We start from the raw sequence: 19605 nt of genomic DNA on the forward strand, positions 1-19605 counted from the left end.
GGCCCTGTTCGAAGGTCGCGCTTTGAGGCTCGGGCTGCGCCTGCTGATCATAGGCCTTGGCCTGGTAGTCGGCCATCTGCCTCGACTGCTGGCCTTCGACCAGCGCGCCGCCCACCGAAAGAGCCGTGCCGATAAGGGCAAGTGTGCACATGGTCAGCCTCGTTCGCTGGCGGGAATGAATTTGCTTTTGACACCTTCGACCGGCGCGCCGAGCGCCGGGCGCGGGTCGAGCGCGCCGCCGGGGCTGAGGAAGGACAGAAGCAGCCTGTCGGCCTGAACCGCTGGCCGACTGAGACGGGCAGGCACGGCCGCGTGCGGTCCGGCCATGGCAGCGCGCCGGGTGGTGGTCAGATTGATTTTGAGATCGGCAACGCCGGCGGCGTTGAACAGGCCGTTGGCAGTGGCGATCGCGCGGACGAGCGCGTCGGCCTCGAACAGTTCCTGGCGCAGTTGCTCGATCAGCCGGTGGACGGTGCGCCAGCGCTCGCCGAGCGAAGCGGCCTTGGACTTGATCTCGTCGCCCAGGGCGACGATGTCGGCCCGCGCTTCCCTTTCGGCGGCTTCGACGCGGCGCTTGTTCGCCGCCTCGACGGTTTTCTCCAGCAGCGCGATTGCCGCATTGCAGTCGGTGAGCGCGGCGCGCACCTCGCCCAGGTCGCCGTCGCCGAAGATCGCGCGATCCTCGGCCCGTTCCAGCTCCTGTTTGCGGGCGGCAGCATTGTTGAGGTCGGTGTCGAGCAAGGCGATGACGGCAGCGAAATCGGCAGCCGTCCGCGCCCTGCCGAGATCTTCGGCATGGGGGAATAGGGTCACGGGAGGAGGGTCCTTTTTGGGGGCGGGATGGTTATCTCCCCCCTCGAGGGGGAGATGGCCGGCAGGCCAGAGGGGGTTGTCTCGCGTGAAGCGTCAGCCTCTTACGTCCGTTATGGGAGTCGCGTCAGGACGCGCCGACCCCCTCTGTCGCCTTCGGCGACATCTCCCCCTCAAGGGGGGAGATCAGCAGTTCCTAAGGCTCGGCATCGAACACCGGCGTGAACGCCCGAATGGTGCAGGGCGTCGGGTTGACGTGGCGGATCTTCACTCTGCCCTGCCCTTCCCAGCTGTCGTCGATCGGCACCTCGACATTGCCGGTGAACAGGCTCGCCTTGCCGTCTGGCGCGACAATGCTTGGCATGCGCACCTTCTCCCAGCGGCCGCGCAGGAAGGACTGCACTTCGAGCCCCGACGTGTCGGTCTCGAGTAGCGAAAGCATCACCTTGGCGATCTTCTTGCGGCGGCCGACAATGGAGCCGTCGCGCCCGCCGACATCGAGTTCCAACGTGTTGGCCTCGGACTGGTAGCCGAGCCCGACCTGCCATTTGCTGGCCACGGCGCCGCCCGGCAGCGTCACCTGGCCGGCAGCTACGGGCAGGCCCTTATAGATCTTGCCGCCGGCCAGCACGTCGACGCTCTCGCCGTCGAGATGATCGAGCCCGGAGACGGCATTGACGGCGGCCCCCGAATAGGTCAGGCCGCAATCGACCTGAAAGGCGTCGTCGAGGCCGCCATATTCGAACGGCGCCGTCATGATCTCGATGGTGCGCTTCGTCACGCCGCCGATGCTGCGCTTGACGAACAGCCAGACATCGTCGGCGCCGTTCTGGCCTGGCGTCACAACCGCACTTTCAACGATCCCCCATTCCGAACCAGTAAAGGCGCCACCGAGACGATGCCGGTGCATGCCGCGCACATCCTGCGACGGCTGGTGCGTGTAGCCGCCGAGCTCGCCATTTTCGAGCGGGAACCACAGCACCGGATCGGGGTCGGTCTGGAACGCCAGCTCGACGACGCCTTGCTTGGGAATATGCTCGGAGACCTGGCCGATATCGTCGGAGGTGAATTTGCTGACCGAGGTCTGCACCAGCTCGGCGATCGATTTGCGGCTGCGGGTGACATAGAGGAACGACTGCCCGGCAGCGACCGGGCGGATGCGGGCGCAGCCGAAGGTGCGCGAATTGCGATTCTTGAACGACGACGGGGTCAGCGCCTCGTCGATGCCGGAGCCCGACAGCGCCCGGATGCCGCCTGATGTGCCGATCAAAAGCGCGCCGTCGGAATCGGCGATCCAGACGATGTCGTTGGCCTGGCCGCCGCCGGCCTGCACGAATTCCAGTGCGGCGTCGTCCTTTTCGCCGAGCGCAAAATTATCGAAGTCGCCGGTCGCCGAGGCATAGACCGAGAATCTGCGGCTGAAGGCCAGCCGTTCCTCGTAGAGCGAGCCGGTCTCGACATATTTGCCCGGCACGAAGGTGCCGAGCCGCCAGCGGGTGATCGGGCTCAGGTTCGGCAGAGCATGGTTGTGGAGCACGATCTTGACGACGGTGGGGCTGGTGCGGCTGGTGATCCTGGCCCAGCGCCAGCGACCGTCCGAACCCAGCAGCCGGATGGCGCGGCCGACATCGCTTGACTGGAAGCCGGCGTCGCCATTGATGCCGACGATCGAGGAAGCAGTGAGGTTGAATGGCGTCTGGTCCGAAGCCTTGATGTGGAAGGCGATTTCGGCGCAGCGTGTGTGCGTTGCGTCGTCGCCGCCGCCGCCGCTGAAGACGATCTGGTGGTATTCATAGGCTGTCGAATTGGTGAATTCGTAGAACCTTGTCTCGCTGTTCGACCAACCAGTCTCCGCCGTCCTGGTGTCGAGGGTGACCCAGTTCGCTCCATCGTTGGAACCCTGGATTTCCCAGTCCGTGAAGAAGTCGAAATTGGTCGTCGCCTTGCTGGCCGCGGTGATCCAGTAGGCATCGACGATGCGCTGCGCGGCGGCCGCGTTGCGGTAGCGGATATAACCGATCGAGTCGCCGGCGATCAGTATGTTCTGGACCCTGTCGCGGTCGAACATCTGGTAGGCGTCGGGATCGCCGCCCGCATTCGAGACCGTTCCACCTGGCGTCGTATTGCCAGTCATGGCCGGCGTCAGATGACCGGTCTCGGCTGGTGTCAGCGTCGTGCCGGTCTCGTTGATGTCGTCATAGGGACCATCGAGGAATTCGAAATCCTCCAGCGTCCATGTCTGATGCGCGGTGCGCGTCAGCACCTTCGGTGGATAGTCCTTGTGGCTGATCCACATCTGGTCGGCAGACTGCACATAGGCGAGATCGAAGAGGTCGGCTTCCGCATAGGGCGAAGCGATCTCGACCGTGCCGACGCGGGCGCCATAAGCATAGACGCGGATATAGAAATCGCCGAACTCCAGGCAGTAGGCCTGCTCGGAGGAGAAGATGAACGGGATGCCGCGCGTTGTCTTGGCCGCGTTCTTTACCTCGCCGACGAAGATGGTGCCGCCGCGCTTCCTGATGCCGCCATGCGGCAAGGTGACGAAATTCTCGCATTTGGAAAGCGCTGCCCGATAAAGATCGAGCGAGGCGCGCGCATGCAATCGCGGACTGATCTCGCCACGAACGAATGTGTCCTGGACCGGATAGAGCGTCGTCATCAGCGCACAAACCGGTTGTCGCCGCGCTGGATCGCCCAGGACGACGTCGACAGCCTGCCGCCTCGCTGGATGGCGTTGGTGTGGAACGCCGCGTCCAGCGCCCGGTCATAGGCACCGCGGGCGATGTCGATCAGGCCCGCCTTGTGAGTCAGCGGATGCGCGATCTTGACCGCAAGTGCGCTCACCAGCACTTCCGTGAACAGCGCGTCCCAGTCGTTCGGGTCGGTGAGGTTGGCGACGTAGCGGATGAGGCGCGGCCCGGACTGGTCGCAATAGATCAGCCCGGTTTCCTGGCGCCACGAGATCGGCATGCCGTCCGGCTCGCCATTGTGGGTCAGCGGCAACGGGCGCAGGCAGTCCATGGGCAATTCATAGGCAAAGTTCAGCGTGCCCGCGCCGCTACCAGTGTCGGCGCCAGCGACCGTGGCCGCCAGGATGGCGAAGACCCAGGCGTGTTTCGTCAGCTCGGCTTCGCGGGTCAGGTCGAAATGCAGGTTGAGCAAGCGCGCGGCTTTCACATCCTGGTCAAGGCTGTCGATCGGCGCCTCGTCGAGGACGCCAAGCGCCATGTTGGCGATGTCGAGCGGGGTGATGGCCATGGTTTAGGCCTCCGTGAGTATGGATCGGGAAAAGCAGGGCATGGCGGCCCCACGGCAAAGAGCCGCTTCGTAGCGGCTGGGCGTTTGGTGATTTTTGGCTTGAGCAAAACGTTCGCACGTCTTGTGCGTGGAACCCGTCACGATACCAACCACCCGTCAGGAAACGGGTGGCGTGGGATGTGTTTTCAGTCCCTTGTGCTCGTTCGAGCAAGGAAAAGACGATGATATTGTCGCTATTGCAGTTTCACGATGTCGCCGCACAACGCGGCGATGACTTGCGGCCTGAATTCCTGCGGCATCAGCCGAGGCGTGCGCTCGTCGAGATCCGCCGCCCTGCTTCGGCTGACTTGGCAAAGGCGCTTGCTTGCAGCTTTCCGGCACCTCTTCCCATCGCCAAACCCTTGTCCAGGGCATCTTGAAGACTTGTCGTGTAGTAGGCGGTGTTTTCCAGACCGCTGAAGAAGTTTATACGGTGAACTTCCCCCTTTTTGCTTATGACAATGCCCGCTTTTCGGAGCACTTCCTGAACTGCCTTATATGTCATGTTCATGGTTACCCTCCTTTGCCAAGACAAGGAAGCATCGCCCTTTTATGTAACCGTTTGGTGACGGCGATTGATTAAAGTGCAACATGAATATGTTGCGAGCCCCCAAGACTTGTTTCACGCTGGAGCAGCGCAGCGCGTGAATCTGGAATTCGCTACATTGGCCGACCTGGCGTCCGGAAGGGGCGGGAGGTCTGATACTCCCGCCCTTCCGGTCCGATCACGCCTCGGTCGTCTTCAGCGCGATGAACGTCATGTTCTTGACGTTCGACGCAGTACGGTCCCAGTTCGCCGCCAGCGCAAGCTCGGCGTCAGTGGCGAATTCGCCGGCCGAGGAGGCGTCGAGGAAGCGCGTGCCCGGAACGTGCGGGACGAAGTGCCGGCGGCCGACCATTTCGGTGACGCCGCCGCCATGGCCCTGGCGCGGCTTGCGGTCGAACTCCAGCGGCCCGCCTTCGGTGTTGACCGGCAGCTCGTTCCACAGGATCGCCTTGTCCTTGAACATGAATGCAGTGTAGACGCCCGCCGCGACCGGGATGTCGTCGTCGACGACGGCCCGCAAGCCCATGTAGTACGGGATCAGCGGCCCGCCCTGCTCGGAGGGCGGCACATAGTCGATGAGGTCGGCGAGCTTCAGCGCCTTCATCTGCTTCGAGTGCATCCAGATCGTCTTGAACTTGTCGGCGCGGTCGCCCATCAGATAGGCGGCCTCGATGATATCGGTGTCGACGATGGAAGCACCGGTGACGCGGACGAGGTCGCCCGCATCATTGGCGATGTTGTCGGCCAGCACGCCTTTCAGGATGCCGAGCAGAGTCAGCTTGTTGGCACGCTGCCAGTAGTCGGTCTGGCGGCGCACGATCAGCTTCTGCGGGTCGTCGCCGGCAAGGATCGAGGTCAGGTCCGGAATGCCCCACGCCTGGGCGCGGACATTGCGGGCAGCGACCTCGCGGCGCGCGCCGATCTTCTTCATCTCGATCGAGTCGGCCGGATCGTCATTGACCGGTTCGGATGGATCGTTGCCGAGATCCGTCCAGCCGGGCATGTCGACGGAACGGCCCCCCATCGAGAGTTTCGAGGCGATGGCCGGGTCGGAAAACAGGATCCCGGCCTGGTAGATCTCGAGCGACTGGACATGCTCCTCGAACGAGTATTGTGCATAAACGGACGGAACGATCGCGTCCGCGATACGGGTGTAGGCGTCTGCCATTTTTGTCTTCCTTCATGGGTTGATTGGCGGAGAAGGTGTGTTGAGATTCAGGTCAGGCCGAGCCGGAGTCGAAGACGGGCGCGAAGCGACCAAACAAGGTGGCTTTTGAGAACTGGAGCGGAGCGGACATTTGGGTCCGCGAGCACCGGAAGCGCAGAAAGCCGTCGTTTGCAGGCCGGCATCACCTGGATATCGACACAGCTTTAGAGGGGGTTGTTGGGCATCCACAGATCGGGGTTTTCGCCGGCCTCGCGTGCCAGCCGCCGGGCGAACGCGGGGTCGCTTTTGACGAGGGCTGAGATATCAGTCAGGTTGCGTTCGCCGGCGGCGTTGCGCTTGAAGGGGTTGCCTCCACTCAAAGCCGCGCCGCCGTCGATCGTGTCTTCTCTAAACATCGCCTCGCCGATGGCGTGGAACGCCTTGGCGATCTGCGGATCGGTTAAGGCACCGTCAGGCAGAAGGATGCCCTTCGCCTTGTAGGCATCGACCAGGCCGAGCTTCTTCATCGCCCGGTTGGCGACCTCCAGTCTCTGGCGAAAGCCGTCGCTGTCGGTCGGTCCCCAATCCCGGACCAAGTCGTCGTGAGTGGCCTCGACCGAGCGGGTAAGGGCGATCTCCTGCACCTTGGCCTGCTCGGCCATGTAGCCGACGAAGCGGTCATGATAGGCCTGCGCGACCTTTGGGGTGGCGCCGGCTTCGACCGCCCAGGCCTTGGAGGCGTTGGCGAGCTCATCCGAATAGGCGAAGTCTTCGGGAAGCCCGTCGGGACGCCTGTACTCGACCTTGTCAGGCGATGTCAGCGGACGCATCGCCAGGGGAAGCCGGGCATGGAACCTGTCCCAGTCTTCCCCAGGTGCATCCGCAGCGGGAACGCGCAGGCTCTCACCCTGTTGCCGTTCCAGCTCCGCATAGGATGTGAAAACCCGATCGAGGCTTTCAGGCTTGGTCCAACCCTTGGTTTCAGCGAGCTTGCGGTTGCCTTCGGAAAGACCGTCAAACCAACTCTTGCCAGCCGGCGGGGCGGACCTGTTGTCCCCGTTGGCCGGTGGCCATGCAAGGTTGCCCGCCGGCTGCGTCTGCGCAGCCACGGACCCGGCGTCTGCCAGATCTGTCATGAGATGTTCCTTTTGTGAGGTTAAAGGCCGATGATAGGAGCTGGCGGCGGAGCCCAGTATCTCCCCCCTCGAGGGGGAGATGGCCGGCAGGCCAGAGGGGGTACCAACGCGTGGAGCGCCAACCTCCATCTGTCGCTGAGGTCGCGCCCGGTCGCACCGACCCCCTCTGTCGCCTTCGGCGACATCTCCCCCTCAAGGGGGGAGATTAACGCTACGCGTTATCGCCCAGTTCTCCCACAGCAGCGTGATCGTGCCGGTGATGGCGAGCGTGCCGTCGGCGTCGATGTCGGTGCCGGTGGCGAACGCCAGGTTGAGGTAAAGATCGACCGGCATCGCGGTCCCATCGAGCGTCAACGCCGCAACCACATCGGCGACCGATGCGGTCGATAGTGTAGCACCGGCCCCGTCCAGCGTGCGGCCGGTCGCGGCCAGAACGTTGACCATGGTGCCTGCGAGCGCAGCGCTCGACGCCGCCGCCGACCCGAGCGACCAGCTGAGTGCCGCATTGTCGTTGATGGTCGAGGCGCGGGTGGTCAGCACCGCGAATTGCAGCCTTGCGGTGCCGCCCTTGATGCGCACCTTGCCGCCGAGGAAATCAAAAAGCTTCTGGCTGGCATAGGCAAGCGCATCGGTGACCGGCACTTGCATGGCGTTGAACGAAAAGACAGTGCGGTATGCGCCGCCTTGCCCGCTCGTCCTGACGGCAAGCCCGGCTTTGGGCGTCGCAAAGCCGGCTTCTCGGGCCGCGGCAAAGGAAAGCGTCCGGGAAAGACCTCAGGTCATGGCATTCTCCATCTTGGGGGATTTGGGGGATCGGCTGGACCGCCGCAGGCGGGTTCGTCACGGCCGGAGCCTGATTCATTTCGATAGGGTCCAGGCTCTATCGTCTTGTTAAACCATGATCTTTATGATCTTTTTGTCTAACCATGATCTTTCCGAACGGAAGGCCTGGGCCGTCAAGACGAAAGAAACCATGTCTTATTTCGTGAGGCATGGCGCCCCTGTTCCGCCGCAATGCGACCGCACTTGGCAAAGCATTGACCCAAGGCTTTAAAGGAGGACTCCAAATGACCATGCAGAAAGCCATTGCCGCCGCGCTTCTGACTACCGCGCTGGCAGGGTGTGCGCAGACCGAAGGCCAGCAGAGAGCCGGAACCGGCGCGTTGATCGGCGGCGCCGGCGGCGCGCTCGTCGGTCAGGCGATCGGCGGCAACACCAAGAGCACGGTTATCGGCGCAGCCAGCGGCGCCCTTTTGGGTGCGGTCGTCGGCAGCGCCACCACGCCGCAGCGGCGCGGCGAGCAGCTTTGCCGCTATCAGGATCGCAACAGCGGCCGCATCTACACCGCACCTTGCGACGACCGCTACTACGACGGCAATTATTGAGCGTAGCGCCCCTTCTCCCCGTTCACGGGGAGAAGGTCCCGGCAGAGGGGTCCGAAGGACGGGCAGCGCAAAATTCTGAGATGCTGGCGCCGCCCCTCACCCGCCTGCCGGCATCCGTCCTGTAGATTCGTGGGCTTGCACAATGATCCGCCGAAGCGGGTCATGGCCTCCGCAAGGTCAGTGCTCCCCGCCCCCTACCCCTCCGTCGGTGTCGCCTTCTCCAGCGCCGCCTTACGCTGAATTTCGATAGTTCGATTCCAGTAGCGCACAGCTTCAAAATGCTCTTGTCTGGTCAGCCAGGTCTTGTTCTCCAAACTTACTGGATCGCCGCCAACCGCAATCGGTGTGAGCTCGAACAGTTCCATGCCTTTGGAGCGCGAATTTGTATCTTGGACGCTCATTTCCAGTCCTCCAGCCGAGCAAATAGATCGGCGAGGTCTCGCGCTATCCTCTCGGCGGATTGCCGTTCCATAAATATAAACGGGATGCGCACGATTGGCATTTCTACATCGTCAGTGTCGAAGCCGTAGCCTTCACCTCCTCCGTTAGATGCGAATAAGAGGATGCCTGGTGCGTATTTTCCAACCTCATATTCTCGATTGAAGTTTACCAACTCTTCGGCTTTGAAAAGAATTATATAGCTGTCGCCGATGAAGCCTTCACCTCCATTATGCTCCCTAAGGAAATTGGTGTAATCCTTGGGCAGCGTCACTCCCAAGTTTGCGGACAGGCCATCGACAACTGCGGCTGCAGCCGGTGCGTCGAACTGCCCCTCAGTTAAGCTATATCCCATTCTATCCTCCCAGGTCCTTCAGCAACTGATCCACCACGGCGTACCCCGTTGTCGATGAACATCGCGAGGCAGAACGATCTTGTTGGAGGAGTCGATCTGACTGCCACCAACTTCACTGGATTGATTTCATGCATATCCACTGCATTGCGCGAACTAAGGCTACAATAGCGCCTACCGACCGTCATAAGGCTCAACCGTCGCGGATGGGATACCAAAGTCGTCAAGTAGATCCAGCACGCGCTTCGAGATGACCAGACGCAGATCGCCAGCAATGCCGAAATCATCATGACCTGCCTTCCCATTCACTTTCAACCACACGAACTGCGGGAGTTCTACGTGAGGCTGCAGTTCCAGGAAGTCTTCCGACTTCGTGATTTCGGCGTGAGCAAAGTTCGCACCCGAGAAGCCGATGTTCTGCATGGCTTGCTTGACTTTAGCCACGACGAGAAAGCACGGGAAGGTCGTTATGATAACATCGCCGAACCACCCTTCCATTTGGTAGATGAGTTTGCTTACAACAGGGGGATGAACGCTTGTGTCCATGATGGTGCCACGGCCAATTCCGCCGGCGACGTCAGGTTTTATGTAGAAATAGTCCATCATTCACCTAGTGGAGGAGAAGTTGTCGTGCAACTTCTAGAGAGAGGAACGTTCAACCCACGAAATTTTCGTCCACGAACATCTCCGCAAATTTCTGCGGTGTCAGAGTTACATCATTGTCGCGGGCGATTTTGAGGTTCCTTGCCCACATATCCCGGATTGCTGCCGGCATTCCCTCAGGCATGTGCATAGACTGGGCTATTGCGTCATGCCATTGTCCGTCGCCGCCATAGATAGATCGCAGTTTGGGGGCCATCCTTTTCAAGCCATCCTCCGACTCTTGAGAAAGTTCTCCGATCGCCCAGAGCACATAAACATCGAGCAGCCTAAGCAGCGGCTGTCCGTCATAACGTGGGTTAGTCAACATTTAACCTCTCACGCATCATAGGTGGCATAATAAATAACGCGTTCGCAGATGGCGGAAATGCTTGGCTTTTCTTTCTGCGACGCAACCAAAGCCTCGGTAATCTCGATTGCAAGGTTGATTTCGAGAAAGTATGCTAGGCCCTCTTTAGCTGCCTCGGGTGGTACCAACACCCCATCCTGCTGAGGCAAAACCATCGCGTCTGAATCCTCTGTCCAAGGCTCCGCCGCGTAGATTGTGGGCTCCGCTGCGTAGACGGGGTCCTCCTCGTCAAATTCCGACAACCGCCCAACGATATCCAGCAACTTCATTTTTTTCCCCATAGGGAAAATCCTCCTCGACCATTCGGATGCAGTGTTTTCTGGAAGATACTCCCTCGATCATGTTGAGATCTAGGGACGAGTTGCATTACACCGGGTTCATCTGCGTGGTGCCAGCTGAAGCCGGGAGGTGCAGCGCGGGGGGCTAGCTCTGTCGGCGTTCTCTGAAGATTGAGACCCTGATTCAGCAAATCCTGAGCGAAAGCAATTTCTCCCTCCATCGTTTGCAATAGGGATTCGTTTGCAGCTTGGACGTGTACTGGGCGCGACGAGCCCGGATACAAGGTCGGGTCCAGTCGCATCTCATGTATTACACTGTAGAACTGGCCTGTTGGCGCTGGAATTACGCCGAGTACTTCGGCACGCTTTGCCGCTATGTCACTCGTCGGCTCAACTGCTCGTAATATATCTTTCTCGGCGACAGCAGCTCGACCAGCCCCGGGCCACGGTATCGACCAGCTCAATGCATCAGACCCCTGATGCATCATCAGGTTCTCGACAGGGTTCGACGACTCGTAATAGGCATCCTTGTAGTCTGGAGGGCTGATCGTTCCTCCGGACATGCCATAGGCAACCCAATCATTTACGTTGGCCAGGGCGATCCCTGCATTGGCAGCTACCTTGCCAAGGGCTTTCCCTTCTGATGCCAACACCGAAAGTGTCGACGGGGCCTTGTACCCGGATGCATCTGGAATGATCCAGCCTAGACCGGCATCGGCCAGTTGCCGGGCCACGGCCGCCCGAGCGACTGGCCCGGACGTTCCCGCAAGCAGCGCGCCTACCTTCGCGTTTATGTCCTGCTGGTACATGCTCGGGCTGTCACGGTTATCGGAGAGATCGCGGATAATGGACTGCGGCAGGGGCTGGGGGTTCTCGATACCTAAGTGTTCCTGCGCGGCGACAGACATGGCTACCGCTTTGTCATAGGCGTCCTTGTCATAGCCGTTTGGATCCTCAAGCCCGCCGCCGATCACGGCCTTCCAGGCGGCATCGATATTGGGGAACACTTCGCTGACATAGCCCGCGGCATCGCCTCGTCTGTGATTCATGACTAGCCCGGCCGCAACAGCTGTCGCCTCACGGCGCGCCTGGTCTTCCTGAGAACCGTTCGGCCCGGAATCGGCATTGCGAAGTGCCGCATGGATCGCCTGGTTCGGCATGGTGCGCATGCCGAAAACCTGACGACCGACATCGGCCCGCCAGTCGAAATCCTGGAAACGCTTATCGCCCTCGTCCAGTCCATAGGCGATCCTGAAGGCGTCCCGGCCAGGCATCTTGCCGGAATAGGCGCCAGTCTGTGCGATGGCGTCCGGTGCGTTCTGCTCGGCGAGACCAATGTTGGTGCGAAACTCAACCTGCTGAGCCGTTTTGGCCGCCTGCGCCTGGCGGATCAGCGCTGCCTGTTCCTGTTGCGGAAGGTCGTCCCTAAACGCCTGTGCTACACGCTCATCTGGCGTCTGCCTGCCGACGCGGTCACCTTTCCCATCAGATGCCTTTGAGCTACCCGAGACAAAGCTGCCTGTCGCTTGGGTCGTATCGCTGGCGGCATCTCCGCCGGAGGATTCAGCCGGCGTCCCGGCACCAAACATCTCCAGGACACGCTTCGGGTCCTTAGCGATCAGCGCCTCGAAGCGTGCCTTGGCCGCGGTGCTGAACCAGTCCTTCGCCTTCTGCTGCCTGATTCCGGGATCGAGCCCCATCTTGTCGATCAGATCGAGCCCGTCCTGTCTGGCCGCTTCGAAAGTGACGATGTCGTCTGGGCTGGCCTTGCCGATGGCGATGGCATTGGTTTGCAATACCGTGTCGACCTGGGCTTGCTCATAATCATGGCGCCGCTGAAGCTGCCGCTGCGCCATGCGCAGCCCGCCAGCCCGGCGCATCACTTCCTTCTGCCTGGCGAAATTGGCGCGCTGGCTTTCGGGTATGTTCGGCAAGGCATCGTCGAATAGCTTGTCGAACAGACCGGGCTTGACCGCCTGGCCAGTACGCGGATCGACCTGGCCGTACATGGACTCGTGCAGCCCGGCGCCATCGCCCGACGCATTCGCCGCCACCTCGTCTTCCGCCTGCGCGATCTGGCCGTTGAACCGGCGACGCGCGAGTTCGGCGTCGAAGGCCTCCTGCTGCTCTTTCATCTGCTGGTGGCGCTCGGCGACAGCTGAAAGCTCGTCGCCAAAACCCTGCATGGCGGCGCCGACCGGCGATCCCTGCGGGGATTGCACCGCATTGCCGGTATCGAGCCGGCGCTGCGCCAGTTGGAGAGGAATGGTCGCCATTTTAATTGTTCCCTGCAGTGGCGCCGCGCCGGAGACCGCGGCGCTGTGCCGGCGGCCCGGCCGGTGCCGCCGCTTTCGCGAGTCATGAATTTTGGGGAGGTCGCCAATGACAGCGCCGTTGGCCAAACAGGGCTTGGCCTTCAGGGCTGTATTCTGATCCTGTTGTGAGCTCGGCGGGTTCGTGGACTCGCATGAATGATACGCCGGAGCGGGTCGTGACCACGGTGAGGCCGGCGCTCCCGAAGTCCCTACCCCTCCAGCCTCGCTGCCTTCTCCAGCGCCGCCAGCTGCGCCTCATCCAGCGTCAGAAATCCCATAATGTGCTGCACCACTTCGGCGCGCGCATTGCTCAAGGCGCTATGCAGTTCGAAGCCGTTCGGTGTCCTGGTCCTGGCCATCCACTCGCCATAGGAGGGGCGGCGGTAATAGCCCGTCGTCGCGGCGAGATCGGCCAGCACCATCTCGCCATCCTGGCCGGAAAACACCCTGAGATAGGCCTTGGTCAGGGCATCGCGCGCCTTGGCCGGACCGCCGGCCTGCCCGGAATGGGCGAAACGTTTGCGGCTCATGCGCCGGCGCCCGGCACAGCCGGACCGCCGGGCATTTCTGCTCCGGCCTGCCCACCCTGCAGCAGGCCTTGCAGGCCATTGAGCAAACCGCTGTCGCGCGCCTGAACCGCCGCCGGCACGGCATCTTTGGCGGCCTTGCCGGCAGTGGCGATCGCCGCCATGCCGGCCTGTGCGGTTTGAGCCTTGGCTCTGGCATCGCGGATGCCGGCGACCTCGTCCTGGCGACGAAAGATGCGCTGCGGGCTACGGCCGGCGCTCTGCACGATCTTCAGCGCCTCGTCGCCGTCGATATTGTCCATGACGCCGGGATCGAACTGCGCCATCTGCATGGCCGTGGTGACGACCTGGATGGTGTCGCGGGCTTCCGCCGAGCGGCGCAGCACGTCGAGCGGACCGGTGAAGGTCGGCCGCACCGCCTTGCCGGCGAGGCTCGCCGGCGGCAGGAACCGGCTGTCTTCTTCATACAATCCCTTGTCTTCCAGGATACCCAGCTCGCGATCGAGATTCGAGGCAAAGCCGGCCTGGATGATCGAGCCGGACGGCCCGAGCAGCGCGCCCTTCTCCTCTTGCCTGATCAAGGCTTCGGTCGCCGTCATCTGCGGGTTCTGCACCAGCGTCTGGAACAGATTGACGAACATCATGTCGCGGATCTCCTCGGCCCGGCTGTCGGCATAATTGAACGCATAGGTCGGGTTCTGGCCGGTGGCGATCGGCGCGATCAGCGGCCGTCCCTGGTCGTCGATCAGGCCGGGATAGTTCTCGCCGGGATTGAGCACCGGCACATAGTCGAGCCGCGCCTTCGAGGCGGTGGCCGGATCGGTGATCTGCTGCAGCGCGCGCAGGCCCGAGCGGCGCACGGCGTTTTCCTCGCGCACCGTGGTCAGCGCCTCGATGGTCGGCGAGATGCCATAGGGGTCGCCCTCGTAGCGGCGCCAGTTGAAGCAGGACACCGGGAAAGAGCGGAAACCGCTCTCCCTGACGATGACCTCCTCGTCCTCGATGACGTGATAGGAAGCGAATGCCGTGTCTAGATACTGGTAGGAGCCGCTGAGCCGGTACATCTTGCGCTCGTCGCGCGGCTGGATGCACTGGATCAGCGAAATCTTCGTCTCGCATTTGGCTGGGTCGTCGACCAGCATCTTGATCCGCGCCGGCAGCTTCTCATAGCCGAGCAGCTGCGCCGCCTGCCGCGCCGTCCGCTCGTAGCGGCGGTGGAAAATATCGACCTGGCCCCAGCGGTTGCGCGAGAGAAAACCCTCGACCACCGGGATCGAGGCATAGCGGATCAGCGTGCCGCCAAAACCCTCCTCGGCATAGAGATAGGCCGGGCCGTAGCGCACGACATTGCGCAGGCAGGCCTGTGTTGCCGGCACGAAATTCGAATTGGCGGAATAGCGCAGAGAGAACAGGAAATCGCGCAGCGCTTCCGCCCACTCCTTTTCCTCGTCGGTCTCCTCGTCATTCATGGCGGCGGTCGACAGCCCGTGCCATTTTTCCGACTGCGGGATGATCAGGCTTTCCAGCCCGGCGGCCAGCCGGTTGGCGGCCGAGTTGATGGTGTTGGCGTAGACACGGGCGCCGCGCCGCTCCTGCCGCTCGGCCTGCGAGTCCGGTCCGGACCGCCGGCGGCCGCTCCAGATGTCGGGGGCATCGGGATCGCAGAATTCCGACACCGCCTCCCAGACAGCCTCATACTGGCTGCGCTCGCTCTCCAGTTCGGCCTGTCGCGACAGGATATCGTGGGCACGGGAATCGCTCGTCATGGCAATCTTTCTTCGGTGATCTCAGCTTATTTTAGCGCGGTCGAATTTTGTCCGCTTTTGCGATGTTCAAGGGAGGCGCGGCGGGCCTTTAAGGAGGTCGATGTGACAATGACGGAGAGCCTACCCGGTGCCCTGACGAGGCGAACCAAGCAGGTTGCAAAGCGGCTTATCGGCTACGATTCCCGCAACTGGCTGCGCATCAGGCAGATCGAGGCGTTCACCGCGTTTCTTGAGGCGGACGGCCGCAAATCGTCTGACGTGATCGAGGTGTCGCCCGGCTGGAACCGCTATTGGAAGGCGATGTGCTCCAATTATACGTCGGTCGATTTTCCCGACTTCGACATCTGCAAGGACCGCACCGACCGGCAATACTCAGTCGTCATCGCCGACCAGGTGCTGGAGCATGTGCAGCGCCCGCTCGCCGCGGCGCAGAATATCCATGCCATGACCCGGCCGGGCGGCTGGGCGATGGTGGCGACGCCGTTCCTGTTCAGGGTGCATGCCAGGCCGCACGATTACAACCGCTGGACCCCCGCCGGCCTGAAGCAGGTGATGGTCGAAGGCGGTTTCGCCGAAGCCGACATAGAAGTGTTCGGCTGGGGCAACAAAGCTTGCGCCAAAGCCCATATCGGCGGCCCAGTGCGCGCCTACGGCCTATGGCGCGATTTGAGCAACGACGAGGAATACCCGCTGATGGTCTGGGCGTTCGCGAAAAAGGCGGAGTGAGCCCTCAAGGTGGCTTCAGCGCCGGCGCTTGAACACCCCCCTCTGTCCTGCCGGACATCTCCCCCTCAAGGGGGGAGATTGGCAGCTTCGCCGATAGCTCACTTCTTCAACGCTGGAGATTGGCGAAAGCCGCCATGATAGCCAATCTCCCCCCTTGAGGGGGAGATGTCCGGCAGGACAGAGGGGGGCCTGCTTGGCGCTACCCCTGCCGCCGCTTCACCAGCCGCGCCAGACGCCGCCAATACCACCAGGGCCAGCCGCCCCGGCTCCTGAACACCCGTTTCATCGCGCCCATTTCACACCCCCAGAAGCACGCGGCGCTGGCCGGTGAGATCACCGGGCGACAGATCGGTCTTGACAGTGCTCAGCGTTCCCTGGCGCTGCTCGAGCTCAGCCCGGAGCGCGGCTTCGCGCGCCTGCACGTCCTTGTCGGCAATGGTCGGTGTCGGTGGCAGTGGCTTCAAGGCGGGTGGTTTTTGGAAGAGGCACATGGTTCCAGCTTTCTCTTGTCCAGTCGTACAGGATGAAATCTTCGCCGTTCCTGCCGTAACCCGGCAGCCGGCAGCGTTCAGTGGCGCCCAGCCGGGCAAGCCAGCGCAGCGCCAATTCATTGGCGGCCAGCGCCCGCGCCTCGACCCGCCAGGCGCCGCGCGCAGCGACCTGCGGCCCGAGCACGGCGTGAAAGAACTCAGTAATCCCAGGCACGCAGCGCCTCATGCGGCGCGTGCCCCAGCTCCAAGCGATCCATAAGCCGCCGCGCTGCTCGGCGGCGCCAAAACCGGCTTCCGGATTACCGTCGAGCTCGGCGACATAGGCAAAACCCTGCAGTGCGGTGAGCGCCAGCAGCGCCGGCGACCACTGGTCAAGCTGGCAGTCGATCTCGGCCCGGTCCTCGGGGCGCAGATTGGCGGCGATGTAGGAGAGATCGCGCAAGGTTGCGGGGATGATACGGAGCGTCATGCGTATCCTTCGTCATCCCGGTGCGAGGGCGAAATTTCCGAAGCTCGTGCACTGTGCCGTGCCAATGCTGTCCAAGCTTTGGGCCGTCAAGCTTACATATCCAGACAAGATTACTCTCATCCGAAACCTTGGGATTTGCATAATTCAGATATCACCGACCACAGACGGCGCACCGCCTTTACTTAAAGGCGTTGAAAATCAGAATGGGCTGTCATGCATCAGAATGGTAACTACGAATAAAAAATAAATAGTAAAAAATCCGGGAACGCTAAGTGCTGCAGCTCCAAAAAGGACAAAAGCGCGCTGAAGCGGCGTCAATGATTTGGACCTGACGCCTTTTACTGCCAAGTATATCGCCAACACAAGGCTCACAAATCCCCAAAAAAATAATGACATCTATTGTCTCCTGCGGAATCGGGAACACACAGCTTAACCCCACCAAAAAAACCAAATCTCTTTATAGAAAGCAAAATCCCAAATAACTATATATCCTGGAACACTGATAATTGCCGCAACAAAAATAACAGAAACACGCCGATTGGAATCGATACTTTTTGATATAACACCAAACACTGCCAATATTATTGCCAATACAAATGAGACAGACCCGAAAATATAAAATTCCATCGGTTATCCCCTAAAAAATTATCACAATATATGACGATGGGTGCTGAGCTTATCCAGATCGTTACCAATTGCCAAATGACATCCTACTTCCAAATTGCGCCTGTCCAACGGCTGATTGTGCGTAATCGTAAGCCCTTTGCGCATCATCGCGAGCCGAAATCTCTATGGCGCTCGGTATATGGAGCGCCATCTCTCCAGCAATTTTACCTTGGAAAAGTTTCATTGCGCGCGAAGCATATGTTGACGCCTCGTTGCGCTCTTCGTCGGTCTTTAAGGCCGGATCTTTCATGTAATCCTCATTGTCGAGGTATGTTTTCAAAGACGCTACAAGTTTCCTATCGGCCGCGATTACATCGCCCGGCGTTTTCGCGTCGCGATAGTCCCCGTCATGTTGCTTATAGAATCCGTCCTGAATATCAAAAGGTGGTAGGTCAAAACCACCACCCCGAGTACCGCCAGTCCAGCCAGGCCCGCCGTAAATGCCATAGGTAGGAATCTTCCTGTTGAACCAATCGGACCAGCTTAGGGCCTGGTCGCCATCCTGATCATGGCTTATCGGGTGGTCGGATTCCCAATGCTGTTCCGAGTGGCCATCTCCCAAGGGAGTATTGGCGAGGTCGAGCAGACCCATGGGATCAACCACTGCCGCCCGAAGCGACCTGTCGGCCGTATTGTCGGCAACCTTGGATACGCTGGTTCGAAGCAAATGATCGAGCACTGCCCGGCGTTGCTCACGAGGCGTCGCGATGAGCACATTGCGCAAAACCGCGTCCTGGTCCTGTGGAGGTCGATTCTGATCTCGGAGCGTGTCGACAACCCGTTCCGCCACGGAATTCGGCAGCGGTTGTATGGTCTTAAAGCCCATCTGCTGCTGGGCTGCGATGGAGCCGACGATTGCCACTTGATAGTCTTCCAGCTTCGACAGATTGTTCCAGGCAGCATCGAGCTTCGCGAAAGCCCTGCGAACATATCCGCCCGGATCGCCTTGCCTTGCTTTGAACGTCAGATCGGCGGCCGCGGCGATGGCGTCGTGTCGCGCTTTGCCCTCCTCCGGCGTTGCGCTGGCCGCCTTAGTGTTGGCGTCGTTGACCATAGCGTCTATTGCGTTGTTGGGCACATCACGCATGTCGTGGAATTGACGGCTGACATTGACCGCCCGGTTGAATAGCTGAAAGCGCCTGTCGCCTTCCGTCGCGCCATGAACATTGACGAACTGCTCGGGAGTGGGAAGCGGACCGTCATAGGCTCCGGTATCCTTGATGGCTTCAGGTGCATTCTGTTCGGCAAGACTGATATTGGCGCGTGTATCTACCTGTCGTGCCGCATCGACGGCGAGGGCCAGCCGGACCAAGGCCGGCCGGTCTTCGGGCGCAATGTCGTCTTGAAACGCCTGCGCTGTTCGCTCTTCCGGGGTTAGCTGTCCGACGCGGTCGCCCTTCGAGCCCGATGGGCTTGCAGTGTCTTGCCTCGGCTCGCCACCAACCGCGGCGGTATCGTCCTTGGTCCTATCGCCGGCTTGTGTCGCACCGAGCATTTCGGCGGCGCGTTTCGGGTCCAGGCCGATCGTCGCCAGCATCCACGCCTTGGCCGTGTTGCTCCGCCAGGCAACTTCCGCCGCTTGCCTGGCAAGCGGGTTGCCGATCTTGGCGATCAGGTCGAGGCCGTGCTGTCGGATCTCCTCGAAGTTCGCGGTATCGTTAGGGTCGCTCCGTGCGATGGAGTTGGTGGAGATATTCTCGACCTTGGTCCACTGGTCCTGCTCGTACTCGTCGCGGCGCGCCTGCTGCCGCGCCGCCATGCGCTCGGAACCCATCGCGCGGATTGTCTCCTTTTGCCTGGCGAAATTGGCACGTTGGCTTTCGGGTATTTTCGGCAGGGCATCGTCGAACAGCGTGTCGAACAGGCCGGGCTTCACCACTTGGCTGCTGCGCGGATCGACTTGGCCGTACATGGCGTCATGCAGGCCGGCACCATCGGGCGCTGCATTGCCCGCCACATCGGCCTCGGCTTGGGCGATCTGGTCCATCATCTTGCGGCGGGCAATTTCGGCGTCGAACGCCTCCTGCTGCTCTTTGCGCTGTTGAAAGCGCTCGGAGACGGCCGAAAGCTCGCCGCCCAGGTCTTGCATGGCGCCGCCGATTGGCGATCCCTGCGGATATCGCACCACGTTGCCGGTATCGAGCCGGCGCTGCGCCAGTTGGAGAGGTATGGTCGCCATCTAACTGTTTCCTGCCCAACTGGCTCTGAACAAAAGGGGGTCGCTCTGCGGGAGATCACGGCAT

At 61.3% G+C, this 19605-nt stretch carries 21 protein-coding genes; 2 read left to right on the forward strand and 19 right to left on the reverse strand.

The genetic code is table 11. The features are described 5' to 3' along the window. Nucleotides 1–153: 153 nt before the first annotated feature. The 7 genes from EOC93_RS18170 to EOC93_RS18200 all read right to left on the reverse strand — a co-directional run bounded on the left by EOC93_RS18170 (nucleotide 154) and on the right by EOC93_RS18200 (nucleotide 7588). The gene (locus EOC93_RS18170) at nucleotides 154–741 is read right to left on the reverse strand and encodes a hypothetical protein (protein ID WP_245461488.1); all 588 of its coding nucleotides are present in this window, start codon (nucleotides 739–741) and stop codon (nucleotides 154–156) included. 265 nt (nucleotides 742–1006) lie between these two features. Beyond that, nucleotides 1007–3472, reverse strand: a complete 2466-nt coding sequence (locus EOC93_RS18175; RefSeq protein ID WP_127205305.1) for a hypothetical protein — start codon at nucleotides 3470–3472, stop codon at nucleotides 1007–1009. Then, nucleotides 3472–4071: a hypothetical protein gene (locus EOC93_RS18180; RefSeq protein WP_127205306.1), complete on the reverse strand. Its 600-nt coding sequence runs from the start codon at nucleotides 4069–4071 to the stop codon at nucleotides 3472–3474. The genes EOC93_RS18175 and EOC93_RS18180 overlap by 1 nt, the downstream gene beginning before the upstream one ends. Before the next feature lie 298 nt (nucleotides 4072–4369). Then, nucleotides 4370–4621, reverse strand: a complete 252-nt coding sequence (locus EOC93_RS18185) for a hypothetical protein (RefSeq protein ID WP_127205307.1) — start codon at nucleotides 4619–4621, stop codon at nucleotides 4370–4372. 214 nt (nucleotides 4622–4835) lie between these two features. After that, nucleotides 4836–5825, reverse strand: coding sequence for a Coat protein (locus tag EOC93_RS18190; RefSeq protein WP_127205308.1), 990 nt, complete (start codon nucleotides 5823–5825; stop codon nucleotides 4836–4838). 203 nt (nucleotides 5826–6028) lie between these two features. Next, nucleotides 6029–6940: a hypothetical protein gene (locus EOC93_RS18195; RefSeq protein ID WP_127205309.1), complete on the reverse strand. Its 912-nt coding sequence runs from the start codon at nucleotides 6938–6940 to the stop codon at nucleotides 6029–6031. Nucleotides 6941–7132: 192 nt separating this feature from the next. Then, nucleotides 7133–7588: a hypothetical protein gene (locus EOC93_RS18200; RefSeq protein ID WP_245461489.1), complete on the reverse strand. Its 456-nt coding sequence runs from the start codon at nucleotides 7586–7588 to the stop codon at nucleotides 7133–7135. A 419-nt stretch (nucleotides 7589–8007) separates the two neighbouring features. Here EOC93_RS18200 and EOC93_RS18205 point away from each other — a divergent pair, with 419 nt between their 5' ends. Beyond that, nucleotides 8008–8325: a YMGG-like glycine zipper-containing protein gene (locus EOC93_RS18205; RefSeq protein WP_127205310.1), complete on the forward strand. Its 318-nt coding sequence runs from the start codon at nucleotides 8008–8010 to the stop codon at nucleotides 8323–8325. Nucleotides 8326–8519: 194 nt separating this feature from the next. Here the strand turns inward: EOC93_RS18205 and EOC93_RS18210 are convergent, their stop codons facing one another. From EOC93_RS18210 to EOC93_RS18245, 8 genes are all read right to left on the reverse strand, one after another. After that, nucleotides 8520–8726, reverse strand: a complete 207-nt coding sequence (locus EOC93_RS18210) for a hypothetical protein (protein ID WP_127205311.1) — start codon at nucleotides 8724–8726, stop codon at nucleotides 8520–8522. After that, nucleotides 8723–9118, reverse strand: a complete 396-nt coding sequence (locus tag EOC93_RS18215) for an SMI1/KNR4 family protein (protein WP_127205312.1) — start codon at nucleotides 9116–9118, stop codon at nucleotides 8723–8725. The genes EOC93_RS18210 and EOC93_RS18215 overlap by 4 nt, the downstream gene beginning before the upstream one ends. 171 nt (nucleotides 9119–9289) lie before the next feature. Beyond that, entirely contained in the window at nucleotides 9290–9721 is a 432-nt protein-coding gene (locus tag EOC93_RS18220) for a hypothetical protein (protein WP_245461490.1), read from the reverse strand. A 49-nt stretch (nucleotides 9722–9770) separates the two neighbouring features. Then, nucleotides 9771–10085, reverse strand: coding sequence for a hypothetical protein (locus tag EOC93_RS18225; RefSeq protein WP_127205313.1), 315 nt, complete (start codon nucleotides 10083–10085; stop codon nucleotides 9771–9773). Between the two features lie 8 nt (nucleotides 10086–10093). Further along, on the reverse strand, nucleotides 10094–10393 hold the full coding sequence (locus EOC93_RS18230; protein WP_164759187.1) for a hypothetical protein: 300 nt from the start codon (nucleotides 10391–10393) through the stop codon (nucleotides 10094–10096). Beyond that, entirely contained in the window at nucleotides 10390–12678 is a 2289-nt protein-coding gene (locus EOC93_RS18235) for an HNH endonuclease (RefSeq protein WP_127205315.1), read from the reverse strand. Before EOC93_RS18235 ends, EOC93_RS18230 begins: the two co-directional genes overlap by 4 nt. 248 nt (nucleotides 12679–12926) lie before the next feature. Further along, nucleotides 12927–13247 carry a hypothetical protein gene (locus EOC93_RS18240; RefSeq protein WP_127205316.1) on the reverse strand — a complete coding sequence of 107 codons (321 nt, stop codon included), beginning with the start codon at nucleotides 13245–13247 and terminating at the stop codon, nucleotides 12927–12929. After that, nucleotides 13244–15010, reverse strand: coding sequence for a portal protein (locus tag EOC93_RS18245; protein WP_127205317.1), 1767 nt, complete (start codon nucleotides 15008–15010; stop codon nucleotides 13244–13246). Before EOC93_RS18245 ends, EOC93_RS18240 begins: the two co-directional genes overlap by 4 nt. A 108-nt stretch (nucleotides 15011–15118) precedes the next feature. On the opposite strand from EOC93_RS18245, the gene EOC93_RS18250 reads away from it, so the two are divergent. Beyond that, entirely contained in the window at nucleotides 15119–15736 is a 618-nt protein-coding gene (locus EOC93_RS18250) for a methyltransferase domain-containing protein (RefSeq protein WP_127205337.1), read from the forward strand. Nucleotides 15737–16126: 390 nt separating this feature from the next. On the opposite strand, the gene EOC93_RS18260 is transcribed toward EOC93_RS18250, so the two are convergent. The 4 genes from EOC93_RS18260 to EOC93_RS34850 form a co-directional block, all read right to left on the reverse strand. Beyond that, a complete protein-coding gene (locus EOC93_RS18260; protein ID WP_127205318.1) occupies nucleotides 16127–16696 on the reverse strand; it encodes a hypothetical protein in 570 nt (189 codons plus the stop codon). A gap of 198 nt (nucleotides 16697–16894) precedes the next feature. After that, on the reverse strand, nucleotides 16895–17092 hold the full coding sequence (locus EOC93_RS18265; RefSeq protein ID WP_127205319.1) for a hypothetical protein: 198 nt from the start codon (nucleotides 17090–17092) through the stop codon (nucleotides 16895–16897). A 33-nt stretch (nucleotides 17093–17125) separates the two neighbouring features. Beyond that, entirely contained in the window at nucleotides 17126–17323 is a 198-nt protein-coding gene (locus EOC93_RS18270; protein ID WP_127205320.1) for a hypothetical protein, read from the reverse strand. A 61-nt stretch (nucleotides 17324–17384) separates the two neighbouring features. Next, nucleotides 17385–19541, reverse strand: a complete 2157-nt coding sequence (locus EOC93_RS34850) for a hypothetical protein (protein ID WP_245461491.1) — start codon at nucleotides 19539–19541, stop codon at nucleotides 17385–17387. Nucleotides 19542–19605: the final 64 nt, after the last annotated feature.

This window comes from Mesorhizobium sp. M6A.T.Ce.TU.002.03.1.1, assembly GCF_003997275.1.
In the GTDB taxonomy this organism is placed as follows: Bacteria; Pseudomonadota; Alphaproteobacteria; order Rhizobiales; family Rhizobiaceae; genus Mesorhizobium; species Mesorhizobium mediterraneum.

Bases quoted from the DNA above. Each gene is read 5' to 3' on its own strand.
- EOC93_RS18210 (WP_127205311.1), bottom strand. From the start codon at position 8,726: ATGAGCGTCCAAGATACAAATTCGCGCTCCAAAGGCATGGAACTGTTC.
- EOC93_RS18245 (WP_127205317.1), bottom strand. From the start codon at position 15,010: ATGACGAGCGATTCCCGTGCCCACGATATCCTGTCGCGACAGGCCGAA.
- EOC93_RS18200 (WP_245461489.1), bottom strand. From the start codon at position 7,588: ATGCAAGTGCCGGTCACCGATGCGCTTGCCTATGCCAGCCAGAAGCTT.
- EOC93_RS18190 (WP_127205308.1), bottom strand. From the start codon at position 5,825: ATGGCAGACGCCTACACCCGTATCGCGGACGCGATCGTTCCGTCCGTT.
- EOC93_RS18185 (WP_127205307.1), bottom strand. From the start codon at position 4,621: ATGAACATGACATATAAGGCAGTTCAGGAAGTGCTCCGAAAAGCGGGC.
- EOC93_RS18175 (WP_127205305.1), bottom strand. From the start codon at position 3,472: ATGACGACGCTCTATCCGGTCCAGGACACATTCGTTCGTGGCGAGATC.
- EOC93_RS18205 (WP_127205310.1), top strand. From the start codon at position 8,008: ATGACCATGCAGAAAGCCATTGCCGCCGCGCTTCTGACTACCGCGCTG.
- EOC93_RS18235 (WP_127205315.1), bottom strand. From the start codon at position 12,678: ATGGCGACCATTCCTCTCCAACTGGCGCAGCGCCGGCTCGATACCGGC.
- EOC93_RS34850 (WP_245461491.1), bottom strand. From the start codon at position 19,541: ATGGCGACCATACCTCTCCAACTGGCGCAGCGCCGGCTCGATACCGGC.
- EOC93_RS18195 (WP_127205309.1), bottom strand. From the start codon at position 6,940: ATGACAGATCTGGCAGACGCCGGGTCCGTGGCTGCGCAGACGCAGCCG.
- EOC93_RS18225 (WP_127205313.1), bottom strand. From the start codon at position 10,085: ATGTTGACTAACCCACGTTATGACGGACAGCCGCTGCTTAGGCTGCTC.
- EOC93_RS18215 (WP_127205312.1), bottom strand. From the start codon at position 9,118: ATGGGATATAGCTTAACTGAGGGGCAGTTCGACGCACCGGCTGCAGCC.
- EOC93_RS18240 (WP_127205316.1), bottom strand. From the start codon at position 13,247: ATGAGCCGCAAACGTTTCGCCCATTCCGGGCAGGCCGGCGGTCCGGCC.
- EOC93_RS18260 (WP_127205318.1), bottom strand. From the start codon at position 16,696: ATGACGCTCCGTATCATCCCCGCAACCTTGCGCGATCTCTCCTACATC.
- EOC93_RS18180 (WP_127205306.1), bottom strand. From the start codon at position 4,071: ATGGCCATCACCCCGCTCGACATCGCCAACATGGCGCTTGGCGTCCTC.
- EOC93_RS18250 (WP_127205337.1), top strand. From the start codon at position 15,119: ATGACGGAGAGCCTACCCGGTGCCCTGACGAGGCGAACCAAGCAGGTT.
- EOC93_RS18265 (WP_127205319.1), bottom strand. From the start codon at position 17,092: ATGTCATTATTTTTTTGGGGATTTGTGAGCCTTGTGTTGGCGATATAC.
- EOC93_RS18270 (WP_127205320.1), bottom strand. From the start codon at position 17,323: ATGGAATTTTATATTTTCGGGTCTGTCTCATTTGTATTGGCAATAATA.
- EOC93_RS18230 (WP_164759187.1), bottom strand. From the start codon at position 10,393: ATGAAGTTGCTGGATATCGTTGGGCGGTTGTCGGAATTTGACGAGGAG.
- EOC93_RS18220 (WP_245461490.1), bottom strand. From the start codon at position 9,721: ATGATGGACTATTTCTACATAAAACCTGACGTCGCCGGCGGAATTGGC.